The 13,853-nt window shown below is 73.2% G+C and carries 9 protein-coding genes and 1 riboswitch; of the genes, 5 read left to right on the top strand and 4 right to left on the bottom strand.

All coding sequences use genetic code 11. The features are described from left to right. Positions 1-238 precede the first annotated feature (238 nt). The gene (locus VM324_01600; GenBank protein HVL97973.1) at positions 239-1,579 is read right to left on the bottom strand and encodes a cytochrome P450; all 1,341 of its coding nucleotides are present in this window, start codon (positions 1,577-1,579) and stop codon (positions 239-241) included. 236 nt (positions 1,580-1,815) lie between these two features. On the opposite strand from VM324_01600, the gene VM324_01595 reads away from it, so the two are divergent. The 3 genes from VM324_01595 to VM324_01585 are packed head-to-tail and all read left to right on the top strand — an operon-like array spanning position 1,816 to position 4,915. Then, positions 1,816-3,192: a cytochrome P450 gene (locus VM324_01595; GenBank protein ID HVL97972.1), complete on the top strand. Its 1,377-nt coding sequence runs from the start codon at positions 1,816-1,818 to the stop codon at positions 3,190-3,192. Between the two features lie 14 nt (positions 3,193-3,206). Further along, complete coding sequence (locus tag VM324_01590) at positions 3,207-4,049, top strand: hypothetical protein (protein ID HVL97971.1); 843 nt, start codon at positions 3,207-3,209, stop codon at positions 4,047-4,049. Beyond that, positions 4,046-4,915 carry an alpha/beta hydrolase gene (locus VM324_01585; protein HVL97970.1) on the top strand — a complete coding sequence of 290 codons (870 nt, stop codon included), beginning with the start codon at positions 4,046-4,048 and terminating at the stop codon, positions 4,913-4,915. Before VM324_01590 ends, VM324_01585 begins: the two co-directional genes overlap by 4 nt. A gap of 339 nt (positions 4,916-5,254) precedes the next feature. On the opposite strand, the gene mgtE is transcribed toward VM324_01585, so the two are convergent. Together mgtE and VM324_01575 are read right to left on the bottom strand one after the other, a co-directional pair. Then, a complete protein-coding gene (gene mgtE, locus VM324_01580; protein HVL97969.1) occupies positions 5,255-6,619 on the bottom strand; it encodes a magnesium transporter in 1,365 nt (454 codons plus the stop codon). Between the two features lie 104 nt (positions 6,620-6,723). After that, a complete protein-coding gene (locus VM324_01575) occupies positions 6,724-6,978 on the bottom strand; it encodes a hypothetical protein (protein HVL97968.1) in 255 nt (84 codons plus the stop codon). Positions 6,979-7,219: 241 nt separating this feature from the next. Continuing rightward, a riboswitch (M-box (ykoK) riboswitch) is annotated at positions 7,220-7,390 on the bottom strand. A gap of 593 nt (positions 7,391-7,983) precedes the next feature. Between VM324_01575 and VM324_01570 the strand changes: the two genes are divergently transcribed. Then, entirely contained in the window at positions 7,984-12,720 is a 4,737-nt protein-coding gene (locus VM324_01570; GenBank protein ID HVL97967.1) for a cation-translocating P-type ATPase, read from the top strand. A gap of 150 nt (positions 12,721-12,870) precedes the next feature. Here the strand turns inward: VM324_01570 and VM324_01565 are convergent, their stop codons facing one another. Then, on the bottom strand, positions 12,871-13,596 hold the full coding sequence (locus tag VM324_01565; GenBank protein HVL97966.1) for a hypothetical protein: 726 nt from the start codon (positions 13,594-13,596) through the stop codon (positions 12,871-12,873). Between VM324_01565 and VM324_01560 the strand changes: the two genes are divergently transcribed. Then, a partial coding sequence (locus tag VM324_01560; protein ID HVL97965.1) for a hypothetical protein occupies positions 13,595-13,853 on the top strand: 259 nt, incomplete at its 3' end. The genes VM324_01565 and VM324_01560 overlap by 2 nt on opposite strands.

Here is a 13,853-nt window from a genome sequence, read left to right as displayed (position 1 = left end):
CTCCTCCGCCTCGTATGCCTCCGCCCCGGCGCGGACCGCATCGGCGAGCGCGTCGCGGTCGATGCGCAGGTCGCCGTGCTCGGGGCACAGCGGCACGGGATCGTGCCAGTACAGCTCGCTGTTGAGGAGGTCGATCTGGATGCGGACGGACGTCTCGAGCTTCGTCTCGGCGGAGCTCCGGGCTCTTGCTCGTCCTGCAGGGAGAGGAGCTGTACGGGCGTGGTCTAGTCTCGCCCGGTCAGATCGACGCGGCGGTCGGCTCGAGGCGGCAGTGGAGGCCGCCGACGGGGTGCAGGGTGACGCCGGGGTCGATCGGGGGGTCATCCACGAGGGCGCGCAGGCGGTAGGCGCGCACGACCGTGGCGACCGCCACGACCAGCTCCGCGAGCGCGAGGTGCACGCCGACGCACGTGCGGGGCCCGCCGCCGAACGCCAGGTGCGTGTAGCGCTCGCGGTGCGCGCCACCGTGCTCGGTAAAGCGGTCGGGGTCGAAGCGCGCCGGCTCGGGCCACACGGCCGCGTTGTGGTGGATGCCCCACACGCTGACCGCGACGATGCGTCCCCGGGGAAGTGGGCGGCCGAGCAGCTCTGTGTCCCGGCCGGCGCGCCGCGGCAGGGTGTGCGCCGTCGGGTACAGGCGGAGCGCCTCGTCGACCACCTGTGTGGTGTACCGGAGCCGTTCCAGATCACCGGCGTCAGGCGGGCGGTCGGCGAGCACCTCGGCGACCTCGGCCCGCATGCGCTCCTGCGCGTCGGCATGGCGCGCGAGCAGGTGGAGGGCGAAGGCCAGCGCCGCGCCGGTGGTCTCGTGGCCGGCGATCATCAGGGTCACCGCCTGGGCGCGGAGCTCCTCGTCGCTGAGGCCCTGGCCGGTCTCGGGGTCCCGCGCGTCGAGCAGCCGGCCGAGCAGGTCGTCCGTCCTGCGTTCGGTCGCGCGGCGCTGTGCGAGCAGGTCGCCGACGAGGTCGGACATCGCGCGGCGTGCCCGCTGGGCGCGGAGGTTCGCCGGGGTGGGCACGGCGGCCGGAACCCGCACGGGCGCCAGTGCCCGGCGCGCGATGTACTCGCGCATCACCGGCAGCGCCGCTTCCACGGTCGGTCTCGCCGCCTCCATGTCCGCGCCGAACACCGTGGCGCCGAGGGCGGCCAGCGCGTAGCGCATCGAGTCGGCGTGCAGCTCCACGGGCCGGTCGGCCCGTGCGGCCTCCTGCCAGCCTGCGGCGAGGTCCTCCGCGGCGTGGGCGAGGGTCCCGACGTGGGAGGCGACCCGCCGGCGGGTGAACAACGGTTGGAGGATGCGCCGGTCGCGCCGCCAGCGAGCCCCCTCCGCGGTGACGATGCCGTCGCCCATCATCCGGGCCAGCTCCGTGAAGACCGGCGCGTCCTTGACGTAGTGACGGCCCGTGAGGATCTGGCGCGCCCCCTCGGGGGTGAACACCGTGTCGAACTCGAAACCCACGCCGGGTGGGCCGATGCGGAAGCGGGCGACGTCGCCGTGGGCGCTCATCGCCGCCTCGTACGTGCCGAGCTGGTCACGCCGCAGTGCGTTCGCCGAGCCGAGCAGGAACGATCCCGCCACGCGGGGCACATCGTCGCGCTTCTTCTTCGCTCCCACGCCCTCGTCTCCACCGCTCGAGCGTGACCCGTACGCGTGACTCTAGCGCACCCTCACCGGCCGCTTGCGTCGGCGGATGCGTACAGGGCGGCGCGGTTGCGCCGGGACGAGGAGCACGCGGATACTTCGTCTCGTCCCCGAGGGCGGCCGGGCACGGGCCCGGGAGCGCCGGGAGGGTGGAAGTGCAGGCAGAGAGAAGGGTGCCCCCGGAGGTGCCCGGCGGCCGGTTGACCGGTTCGATCAGGGACCTCCTGCGTGACCAGCTCGGGACGTACACGGCCGCCCTCCGGCACGGCGACGTCGTGACCATGCGCGTCGGCCCGCCCCGGCTGGGCACGAGCTCCTGCCTGGTGTTCCACCCGGACGGCGTGCAGCACGTCCTGGCCAGCGCCGCCAGGACGTACCTGAAGAAGGACCCGGTGTACACCGAGCTGCGGCTGTGGTTCGGCGATGGGCTGCTGACCGACGAGGGCCCGCGCTGGCAGGCCCGGCGTCGGACGGTACAGCCCCTGTTCACGGCCAGACAGGTGGCGGCCTTCGACGCGCCGATGCTCGCCGAGGTGCAGGCGCTGCTGCAGCGCTGGGACACCCACGCGCGAACCGGGGAGCCGGTCGACCTCCACGCCGACATGACCGCCTTGACGCTCTACGTGGTCAGCCGCGTCCTGCTCGGCGGTGAGGCCGACGAGACGCTGGAGTCCATCGCGGCCACCTACCCGGTACTCAACCGTCACGTGCTGCGCCGCATCGCGAGCCTTGTCCGGCTGCCGCACCAGGTCCCCCTGCCCGGCAACGTTCGTGCCCACGCCGCCAAGGCGCGGTTGTTCGGGTCCGCCAGAGAGGTGGTCCGGCGCCGGACCGCGCGACGAGACGGCCGCCGGGAAGGACCGGTGTCGCCCCCCGGCGGAGATCTTCTCGACCGACTGCTGGCCGCACGCGACCCCGAGACGGGTGCGGGGTTGTCCGAGGAAGAGCTCGTCAGCCAGGTGGTGACCTTCCTGCTGGCGGGTCAGGAGACGAGCGCGATCGCGCTCACGGCGGCCCTGCACCTCCTCGCCCAGCACCCCGAGGCCCAGGAGCGGCTGCACGACGAGGCCGCCGCGGTGCTGGCGGGTCGGGCACCACAGGCTGCCGACGTGCCCCAGCTGCCTCTAGCGGCGCACGTCTTCTACGAAGCGCTGCGCCTCTACCCGCCGGCGTGGGCCAGCGCCCGGCGGGCAGAGACGGACGACGCCGTGTGCGGCTACAGGGTCGACGAGGGGACCATGGTGGTGATCTCCCAGTGGGTCACGCAGCGGGACCCGCGCTGGTGGGAAGAGCCCGAGCGGTTTCTGCCGGGGCGGTGGGTCGGCGACCAATCCGCTGAGCGCCACCGGTACGCCTGGTTCCCGTTCGGCGGCGGGCCACGGGCATGCATCGGACGCCACTTCGCGTTGCAGGAAGCCGTCCTCGTGCTTTCGGCGATCGTGCAGCGCTTCCGGTTGTCGCCGGTGACGCCGGCCCTGAACGTCCAAGCGGGCGTCACGCTCCAACCGCGCGAGGCGGTACTCGCCGGCGTCGAAGCGCGCGGGCTGTAACAGGAGGGCGCCAGATGGATGTCGTGCCGGTTGACGACAGGATCCTCCCGGTCACACGGCTCGTCGCCGCGGTAGTCGCCCCGATCCTCGCGGTGGCGGGCGTGCTGCTCTACCTCTTTCCGGCGGAGACGGAACGGTTGTGGGCCTGGCCGATGGATCCACCGATGACGGCCCTGGCGGTGGGCGGCGGGTACCTCGCTGGTGCGGTGCTGTTCGCTCGTGCTGCGCGCGAGCGGTGTTGGCACACGATCGGGGTGGTGTTCCTCGCCGCCACTGCTTTGAGCGGGCTCCTGCTCGTCGCCACGTTCCTGCACTGGGATCGCTTCACCCACGGCCACGTGTCGTTTTGGGCGTGGCTCGCGCTGTACCTCGTCACCCCCTGGCTGCTGCCGCTGCTCTGGCTGCGAAACCGCCGTCATGATCCCGGCGCCCCGGCCGAGGGCGACACGGTGCCCGACCCGATGCGCCTCGCGGGCGGGGCCCTGGGCGCCGCGCTCCTGACCGTGGCGCTGGCGATGTTCGTGCATCCGCCCCTCGCGACCGGGTCTTGGCCGTGGTCGCTGACCCCCCTGACCGCGCGCACCGTGAGCGCCTTCCTCGCCTTCATCGGCATCTTGCTGCTCGTCTCGTTGTTCGAACGGCGGTGGAGTGCGCTGCGCCTGCATGTGGAGAGCGCGACTCTCGGGTTGGCGCTCGTGGCGGTGGGCGCCGTGCGCGCCCGGGGTGACTTCGACGGACCGGCATGGGCGGTCGCGGCGTTCTTCATGCTGCTGGGAGGCGTGCTCGCCGTTCTCGTGGGGGGCTGGACCGTCATGCAGCGCACCGGGGGGGCGCAGCGGCCCGACGGCGGGAGGTGAGCGTCGTCGCGAGCGCGGTGGTGCGGACCGCGGCGACGGTCGGGGACTCGCGGCTGTCGTTCTTGCAGGCCGGGAAGGGGCCGGTCGTCGTGGCGCTGCACGGAATCCCCACGGGGGCGGAGCTGTGGCGGGACCTGGCGGGTTTGCTCGCCGACGCGGGCTACCGGGTAGTAGCGCCGGACCTGCCCGGCTACGGCCAGACCCGCGTGCCGTCCTCCGGCGACTTCTCGCTCGCGGGAGCGGCAGCGACGGTGGCGCGCTGGCTCGACGAGGCGGCCCTCGCGCCCGCGTGGGTCGTGGGCCACGACGCCGGGGGAGCGGTCGGGCAGATCATGGCCGCGAAGCATCCCGGTTCCGTGTCGCGGCTCACGCTGACCAACTCGATCGTCGACGGCGCCTGGCCCGCTCCGCGCGCCCGCTTTGCCACGCTGACCGCACGTCTCGGACTGTACCGGCCGGCCGCCCGCCTGCGCATGGTGCCCAACGCCTTCATGCGGTGGCAGGTGAGGCGCGCCGTCGCCGAACCCGAGCGCGTCGACGACCGTGCCCTGGACCGGGTGGTGTGGGACACCAAGTGGACCGACCGTGCCGGACGCGCCGCCTTCGAGCGCCACCTCGCCGCGCTGACCCCCCGCGACACCGCGACGATCGTTCCGACGCTGCGCCGGTTGCGCGTGCCCTGCCAGATCGTGTGGGGCATGAAGGACCCGTTCCAGCGGTGGGCGAAAGCCGGTATCCGGCTTCGTGAGCTGCTCCCCTCCCCGGCGGTGCACGCGCTCGAAGGCTGCGGGCATTTCACGCCGCTGGAGTGCCCGCGGGAGCTCTTGGACGCGATGCTCGGATGGCAACGCAGAGGAGGGGCATGACGACCCCGCACACATGCGCCGGGTCGTCACGCAACGCCTCGATCAGTCCACCCAGCCGCGGATGCGCGGTGCGCACCCGGGTGTGGTGGCGCTCCAACCGCTTGCCGTGGTCACGGCGGGCGCCCGCGCCGGCCACCCCGAGGCTGTGCACGGTGTCCAGGGCGACGCACTCCAGGCACAGCATCCCCCTGCCGGACGGCGCGTACAGCGCGTCGGTGCCGCGGCGCGGGGAACGCCGGTTATCTTCTGCTTGCCCAGCCCGCTTGGTCGTTTGGAGCGGGCCAAGACGGCGAATTGGCGATCGTGGTTCGGACGGGCGGTGGTCTGGTGGCGGTCCTGTCACATGCCTGGGCTGGCGACCGCGGCGAGTTGGTCGGCGTAGACGGCGCTGGCGATGAGGAAGTAGATGATCAGCCCGGTGGCGTCAACCAGCGTGGTGATGAGGGGGGCTGACACGACGGCGGGGTCGATGCCGACGCGCTTGGCGAGCATCGGAAGCATCCCACCGGCAAACGACGCCCAGGTGCAGATTGCAACTAGGGTGAGCGACACGACGGTGGCGAGCTGGGTGTCGAACACCAGGGAGACGATCGGGAAGCCGACGACGGCCAGCATGATCCCCAGCAGGACGCCGACGCGGGTCTCTCGCCAGACGATGCGGGGCAGGTCGGCGAAGCGGACCTCGCCGACGGCTTGTGCGCGGATGACGACGGTCGCGGCCTGGGAGCCGGAGTTGCCGCCGGTGTCGATGAGCAGGGGGATGAACAGCGCCAGGGCGAGCACGGCCGCGAGGGTGTCCTCGAACGCGTCGAGGACGCTGACGGTCAGGGCAGCGGCGACGATGAGCACCAGCAGCCACACGGCGCGCTTGCGGGCGAGGTACAGCACGCTGGCGGCCATGTAGGGGCGGTCGAGCGGCTCGACGCCGCCGGCGGCGCGGGAGATGTCCTCGGTGTCCTCGGCCTCGATGATCTCCATCGCGTCGTCGACGGTGATGATGCCGACGAGGCGGTCCTCGCTGTCGACCACCGGCAGGGCGATGAGGTCGGCTTCCTGGATGAGCCGGGCGGCGACCTCCTGGTCGTCGTCGACCCGCACCGAGTAGGTGTCGGGGTCGGGCCGGACGAGCTCGGCGATGCGGGTGGTCGGGTCGGCGGTGACGACCGTGGGCAGGTCGACGACACCGACCAGGCGGCGGGCCTCGTCGGTGACGGGCAGGACCCGCAGGGCGGCGACCTCGCCGCCGGTGCGGCGGACCTTCGCCAGCGCGTCGGTGGCGGTCATGTTCGCCCGCACGTTGACGTACTCGGGGGTCATGACCCGCCCTGCGGACTCCGGGGGGTAGCCGAGCAGCGTGGCGGTGCGCTCGCGCTCCTCGGCGCTCAGCCCGGACTGCAGCCGGTTGGCGACCTTGGCGGGCATCTCGTCGAGCAGCCGGGCGCGGTCGTCGGGGTCCATGTCCTCGACCAGCTCGCGGACCTGCTCGGCGCGCAGCGCGTCGAGCAGCTGCTGCTGGTGGATGGGGTCCAGCGCCTCGAACACCGCCAGCGCCCGGTCCTTGTCCAGCAGGCGGAACGGGATCGCCCGCTTTGGCGGCTCGAGCCGGGACAGCTCCTCGGCGATGTCCAGCGTGCCGGTCTCGTCCAGCCAGGCGCGCAGGGCGGCGAGGTCCTGGCCGCGGACCAGGTCGACGACGTTCGGCATGGGCGCTCCTCGGGTAGCGGGGATCGGTTGGTCATATCTGTGGGCTGCCCGTCCAGGCGCGCAGCGGGCCGTGCTGGCCGGGCGGGCCGGCGATCAGCAGCCGGTCACCGGCTGTGACGCGCGGGCCGGGGCCGACCGGAGCGATCCAGTCCCCGCGCAGCTGCGGCTACCGCGACACGGCCGACCAGGTCGCCGGTCGGGCTATCGTCCAGTGACCGCAGCCTGGTGGCGTGACGCCGCCGGGCGTGCACGGCGATCGTGGACGCGGCAGCGGCCAGCTCGCCGTCACCGTGGGCCAGCGCCTGCACGGCGGCGTCGGCGCGGCAGCGCGCCAGCAAGTCGATCACGGTCGAGGTCATGACGATGCCTCCCCGAAACTGAGGGCATCGCCGCCGCTACGTGCGCCTGCTCGATGTCGGAAGGCGTGAAGCGGCGGAGGGATGCCGCAACGGATGCGGACCGCAGTCCGCGGCTTGACTCGCGGGGTCACCTGCCAGCGCCCTCACCTCCTTCCGACTCGCCCGGTGCAACGACAAACGGCCTCCCGTCTGGGAGGCCGCCACTGGATCCGGCCGCCGAGCTAGGCGACCATTCTGGTGCCGGGCCGCCCAGTCGTCGGGATTCAGCACTGCGGGAACCAGGAGGGATAGCTCCGGACTGCGCTAGGCAAAACCTTCGTTCGGCAGAGCCTGGTAGCCCGTCGGCGTCTCTGGACGTTGCTGGGCGGCAGTCACCTCATCCCCGCAGAAGCCTCACCTAACGGGTCAGCCTTGCAGTGCTCGCGGCCAGGATGCCTCCCGACAGCGCCGCGTTCAACCCATCTCGGTCGCCCCCGGTCCATCAGGCGTTGACGGGAAAGTCCACCCCGCGTACCGCCGGCAGCAGGTGGACCAGGAGAGAAACCCCGAGCTACCCACGCCGCTCGCCGGACCGGAAGCCTGAGGGCGTCTGATGACAGGCATTTGAGATTCCCCGATCCAGGAACGCGGACCATGGCCGTATGTCCGCATGCAACGAGAGGCCGGCAGAGCAGCCTCGACATGCCTGGTTGGCGGCTACCGGTACCGGCCGGACTCCCGGGTCCTGGGCGGATAAGGCCTCGGAGTGCCGGCGGATCTACGAAGGTTGTCAGCCAGCCGGTCACCCTCACCGCGGTCGGGATATTCAAGGGTTCCAGTGCCCCCTGAGGAACGGGTCACGACCTCAACGACTCGGCCTAGCGGAACAGGAGGTCGCGGTCTCGACCGCTCAGCCCGGGCTCGTGGGCCAGGCGGTGCGCCTGGGCCTACCGGTCCCAAGAAGGTTGACAGCTTCCGCCGGGCGGGTATCGGTGCCTGCGTTCTCATCGCTTCTCGAGGATCTTTGTGCGCAACCCGATCACGGCCCTGGCCCGCACCTCGCTGAACGTGTTGACACTGCCGCTGGCTCTGCTGCCGGTGCAGAGGCTGGCGCGTGCCGGCGATGCCGAGGCCGATGCGGCCGCCGACGCCACCGAGGCCAGTCAGCGCGACTGGTTCGAGGAGGTCGGTGCGGTCGTGGGCGGGGTCGTCCGCGAGGTCGGCGAGGACGTCGGCGATTTCGTCGAGGACCTCGGGGACCTCGTCGAGGGCTCCTTCGAGTTCGTCGGCGATGTCGTGGAGGAAGGGGTGAATCTCGTCGAGGACACCCTTGGGCTGCACCGGCGGGTGTGGCAGGACGAGGACGCCGACCACGCCCAGATCGAGCTCCGCGGGGTCAGCGATCCCGGGGAGCGCCGGCTGCGGCGGGCCTTCCAGCAGGCGCTCGAGCGGCTCGAGGGGGTGCATTGGGCGGAGGTGAACGCGGTCACGAGCCGCGTGGCGGTCGCCTTCGACGGGGGTGCGGGAACCCTCGAGGCGCTCATCAGCGCTGTGGAGGGCGTGGAGGCGGCGTTCGGCGTGAAGCGCCGCCTCGATGAGCGGGACGAGATCGGCAGCTGGGACTACGAGGAGCGCGCCGAGCACCCCTCCGACATCGAGCCGATCCACCGGAGCATCGCCGCGATCGCCGGCGGCGTGGCGAGCCTTGGCTGGACGGTGGCGGGGCGTGCGGCGCGGCTCGCCCGGGTGCCGGTGGAGCTCACCGGCATGGTGTCGGTGGTCGACCACCACCCCTGGCTACGCGAACGGGTGGAGGACCTCATCGGCCGTCGCGCGACCGCCACCATCCTCCCCCTCGCCGGCGCAGTCGCCAATGGCGTGGCACAGGGGCCCATCGGCATCCTGCTCGATCTCACCCATCAGGCGAGCCTCCTGGGGGAGCTGCGGGCCCGCCGTCGGGTGTGGGAGCTGCGCGAGCCGGAGTTCTACGCCACCCACAGCGACGGTCCCATCGAGCCGCCCGATCTCGGCCCCCGCCCGATCCCGTTCCCCAAGGGCCCGGTGGAGGAGTGGGCCGAGCGGATCTCCCTCGCGTCCCTTGCGGGGTTCGCGGCGACGTTCGCGGCCACGCGCAGCCCCCGGCGCGCCGCCGACGCGTTCCTCGCCGGCATGCCCAAGGCCGCGCGGCTGGGCCGGGAGGGCTTCGCCACCCAGCTCGGCCGCACCCTGGCAGCCCGCGGCGTCGTGCCGCTGGACGGCTCGTCGCTGCGACGCCTGGACCGCATCAACACGATCGTGGTCGACAGCGACGTCCTGGTGACCGGCCGCGCCGAGGTCGGCTCCGTCGCGGCATTCCCCGCCGAGCGCGCCGAGGAGGCCCGGCAGGTCGCCGAGCGCCTCCTCGATCCGGCCGAGCCGGAGGCCGAGCGCAGCGACGGGCCGTGGTCCCTGCGCCCCTTCGCCGCCGTCGCCGACGGCGGCAGCGGCGTCACGCTGCCCCGCGGGGCCAAGGCGCGGGCGCGCGAGCTGGGGCAGGCCGGCGCCACGCCGCTCGCCCTGCTCTGCGACGGGGAGGCGGTCGCCATGATCGGTGCCGCGGCGGAGCTCGATCCCGGGGCTGAGATCGTCGTCGAGGCGATCCGCCGCTCCGGCCACCGCTTCGTCGTGGCCGGTCGCAAGGGCGGGGTCGAGAAGCGCTTCGACGCCGATCTGTGCATCCCCCGCGGCAAGCAGATGGGACGGGCCATCCGGAAGCTGCAGGCCGAGGGGGCCGCCGTGCTCGCGATCGCCCGCCGCGGCAAGAGCGGCCTGGCCGCCGCCGGCGTGGGCGTGGGGCTGACCCGTCCCAACGGCCGACCGCCGTGGGGCGCCGACCTCCTGTTCGGTCGGGAGTTGGTCGAGACCGCCATCATCGTGGAGGCGACGACCATCGCGGCGCAGGTGAGCCTCCGCAGCGCCCAGTTCGCCCTCGCCGGCTCCGCGCTCGGCGGCCTGGTGGCGCTCACCGGCCCGAAGGCCGCCGCGGGGTCGCGTGCGCTGGCCATGGTGAACGGCGCGGCGGCGGCGGCGCTGCTGTCGGGGACCTGGGAGGCGGTGAAGCTCGCCCACCGTCCCCGCCCCGTCGTGGTCGACCCGACCCCCTGGCACGCGCTGGAAGGCAGGGAGGTCCTGCGTGCGCTCGACACCTCCGAGACCGGGCTGACCCACCAGGCCGCCCTTCAGCGCCAGCGCGTCCAGCGGCCGACCGGCCACGAGCTCGGCCCGGCTGAGCCGTTCCTCGCCGAGCTCGCCAACCCCCTCAACCCGGTGCTCGGGGTGGGTGCGGGGCTGTCCGCGGCGATCGGCTCGATGGTCGACGCCGGCATGGTGGTCGGCCTGATCGGGCTCAACGCGCTCGTCGGTGGCGTCCAGCGCCTGCGCGCCGACGCTGCGGTCGAGGGGTTGCTCGCCGACGCCGCCCAGTCGGCCGTGGCGCTGCGCGACGGCGAGGAGGTCGAGATCAGCGAGGACGAGCTCGTTCGCGGTGACATCGTGCGGCTGCGCACCGGCGACGTGGTGCCCGCCGATTGCCGCATCCTGGAGGCCACCGGTCTCGAGGTCGACGAGTCGAGCATCACCGGCGAGTCCCTGCCGGTGGCGAAGCACGCCGAGGCCTGCCCGGACGCGGCCGTGCCCGACCGGCGCTGCATGCTGTACGAGGACACGACCATCGCCACCGGGGAGGCCACCGCTGTCGTCGTGGCCACCGGCCGACACACCGAGATCGCCCGCAGCATCGCCTCGGCCGGTCCGCCGCCAGCCAGCGGGGTCGAGCTGCGCCTCGAGCACCTCACACGCCGGCTGCTGCCCGGCGCCGCCGCCGCGGCCGCCGGGGTTGCCGGCATCGGGCTGCTGCGGCGATGGCCGCTGCGCGACGTCGTCTCCACCGGGGTGGGGCTGGCCATCGCCAGCGTGCCCGAGGGCCTGCCCTTCGTCGCCTCCGCCGCGCAGCTCGCCGCCGCCCGCCGCCTCGCGGTCCGCAACGCCGTGGTGCGCAACCCGCGCACGGTGGAGGCGCTGGGGCGCATCGAGGTCCTGTGCTTCGACAAGACCGGCACCCTCACCGAGGGCATCGTGCGCTTCCGCGGGGTCTCCGACGGTCGCGAGGCCATGCCGATCGAGCGCTTCGGTGCCCACCAGCGCGCCATCCTCGCCGCTGCGCTGGCCGCGAGCGGCACGCCCGAGCAGGCCGAGGAGGGCGAGCTCGACCAAACCGATCGTGCTCTGCTCGACGCCGCCGGGGACCTCGACATCGACGTCACCGAGGCGTTGCCCGGCTGGAAGCGCACGGCCGAGCTGCCGTTCGAGGCGAGCCGCGGCGTGCACATCGTCGTCGGGGAGGCGGGCGGCACCCGGCTCCTGGTGGTCAAGGGCGCCCCCGAGGCGGTGCTCGACGGCTGCGTGCGCTGGCGCCCCGGTGGTGAGGTCGCCGAGTTCGACCGCGTCGCCATGGCCGAGGTCAGCGACCACGTCGACGACCTCGCCTCCCGTGGCTGGCGCGTCCTCGCCGTGGCCGAGCGGGAGGCCTCCGGACGCACCGACGTGGACACCGAGCGCCTGCACGGCCTCGAGCTCGTCGGCCTGGTGGTCCTCGCCGACCCGGTGCGGCGCACGGCCGCGGAGGCGGTCGCCGGGGTGCGCGCCTCCGGGGTGCGCCCGGTAATGGTGACCGGCGACCACCCCAACACCGCCGCGGCCATCGCCCAGGAGCTCGAGATGGAGGATGGCTCCGGGTCGCCGGTGAGGGTGCTGACCGGCCCCGAGCTCGAGGAGATGGATGACGACGCGCTCGCCGAGTGCGCCGACGAGGTCACGGTGTTCGCCCGCGTCACCCCCTCGGACAAGGTCCGCATCGTGCAGGCGCTGCAGGCCAACGGCCGGGCGGTGGCGATGACCGGTGACGGGGCGAACGACGCCGCGGCGATCCGCCTCGCCGACGTCGGCGTGGCGCTGGGTGAGGGTGCGACCCCCGCCGCACGCGACGCCGCGGACATCGTGGTCACCGACAACCGCATCGAGACGGTCATCGACGCGGTCACCGAAGGCCGTGCGCTATGGGGGTCGGTCCGGGATGCGCTTGCCGTGCTCGTGGGCGGCAACCTCGGCGAGATCGGCTTCACCGGCTTCGCGAGCCTGTTCAGCCGCCGCAGCCCGCTCAGCCCCCGCCAGTTCCTGCTGGTGAACCTGTTCACCGACCTCGCCCCCGCGGTCGCGATCGCAATCCGCCCACCGCGGGACCGCTCCCCGGAGCGGGTGCGGCACGAGGGCCCGCAGCGCTCGCTCGGCGAAGCCCTCACCCGCGACATGACGATCCGCGGGGTCTCCACGGCCGCGGGGGCCAGCGCGGCGTGGAGCGCGGCGCGGCTCACGGGCGGGCCGACCCGTGCCGGCACCGTCGGGCTGGTGGCGCTGGTCGGCACCCAGCTCGGCCAGACGATGCTCGCCGGGGGCATGCGCGAGCCGCTGGTGCTCGCCACCGGTCTGGGCTCCGCGGCGGTCCTCGCCGGGGTGGTGCAGACCCCCGGGATCAGCCACTTCTTCGGCTGCCGCCCCCTCGGCCCGCTGGACTGGGCCCAGGCGCTATGGGCAGCCGGCGCCGCCTCGGTGAGCTCCCAGGTCGCCGGGCGCATCCTCGAGGCCCGCGCCCGCGCGGCGGCCGCTGCGCCGCAAGGGGAGGATCGGGATCTCCGATCCGCCCTGGCCGGCGCCAACGGCGCTGACTGACCTGACCCGCCCGAGCGACGCTCGACGGCTCGCAGCCAGCAGCGCGGATACTCTGCCGGCCTCTCGTTGCATGCGGACCTACGGGCCAAGGTTTGCGCGCGCATGTCCAGGCACCCGGTGGGCCGGTGGCATGCCTACTGGGCAGCCTGTTTACCGGTGGGCGAGCCGGTTGGCGGCCAGTGGTGAGGTGATCATCTGCACGACGGCGTACACGACCGCTGGTAGTGCTACCTCGGCGGGTAGTCCGGAGGAGAACACGAGGAACGCGGCGATGCTGAACTCCTTCTTGCTCAGCCCCGGCACGAGCACGGGAGCCAGGATGGTGTTCACGGCGTTGAACACCGTGGCCAAGGCGACGTTGCCGCGGGCGATGAGCACGAGCAGCGGGGAGGACACGTCGGTGGGCAGCGTGCCCACAAGGGTGACCCCGAGTCCCAGCGGTCCCGAGCCGAACGCCACCCGGCCGAGAGCGTAACCGGCGAGGCTCATCGGCCCGTAGACCAGGCCCGTGGCGAGCAGCTGGAGTCCCGGGCGGGCCAGCACAGCATGGAGTGCGACGAGGTCGAAGGTCAGGCTGACGCACAGCATGAGCAGCGCCAGCAGCGGCGTGACCCATCCGCTAGCCAGACACCGACCGCGGGGACCGCCAGGCCAGCTACGGCCGTGATGACCACCAGCGGGGCCAGGTTGTGCTCGATGACGCGCAGATACTCGATGGGGCGGCCTTCGAGGGGGGTCGGGACGACCGGAGTCTGGCAGGCGGCCGGACGGGTGTCGGCGGTTCGGGGCGCTGGCGCCGATGGCGGGGGTGATGACCTCGTCGAGCAGCAGTGACTGCGACGCGCCGGTCGCCAGGCCGGCGGCGACGGGCCCCATGCCGGTGCGGCGGCGCAGCTGCTGGTACAGCGGCGCCCAGGCGAGCTTCGCCGTAGTGCAGGACCATGCCGGCCTTGCTCTGCTGGTCCTCGTCGGGATCGACGCCGAGGACGCGGTGGGCGAGGTTGCGGGCGGCGAGGACGAACGGCGGGCCCGGCCCCACGGCCTGCTCGCGTTGCTGGTCGGCTTCGGACTCCAGGGCCATGAGGCGGCTGGCCACCTGTTCCATCGCCTTGGTGCCGGCGAGCCCGGCGGCG

It is taken from the genome of Egibacteraceae bacterium (assembly GCA_035540635.1).
In the GTDB taxonomy this organism is placed as follows: Bacteria; Actinomycetota; Nitriliruptoria; order Euzebyales; family Egibacteraceae; genus DATLGH01.
The sequence above is the reverse complement of the archived record's forward strand: the minus strand, read 5'-3'. Positions and strand labels throughout refer to the sequence as shown.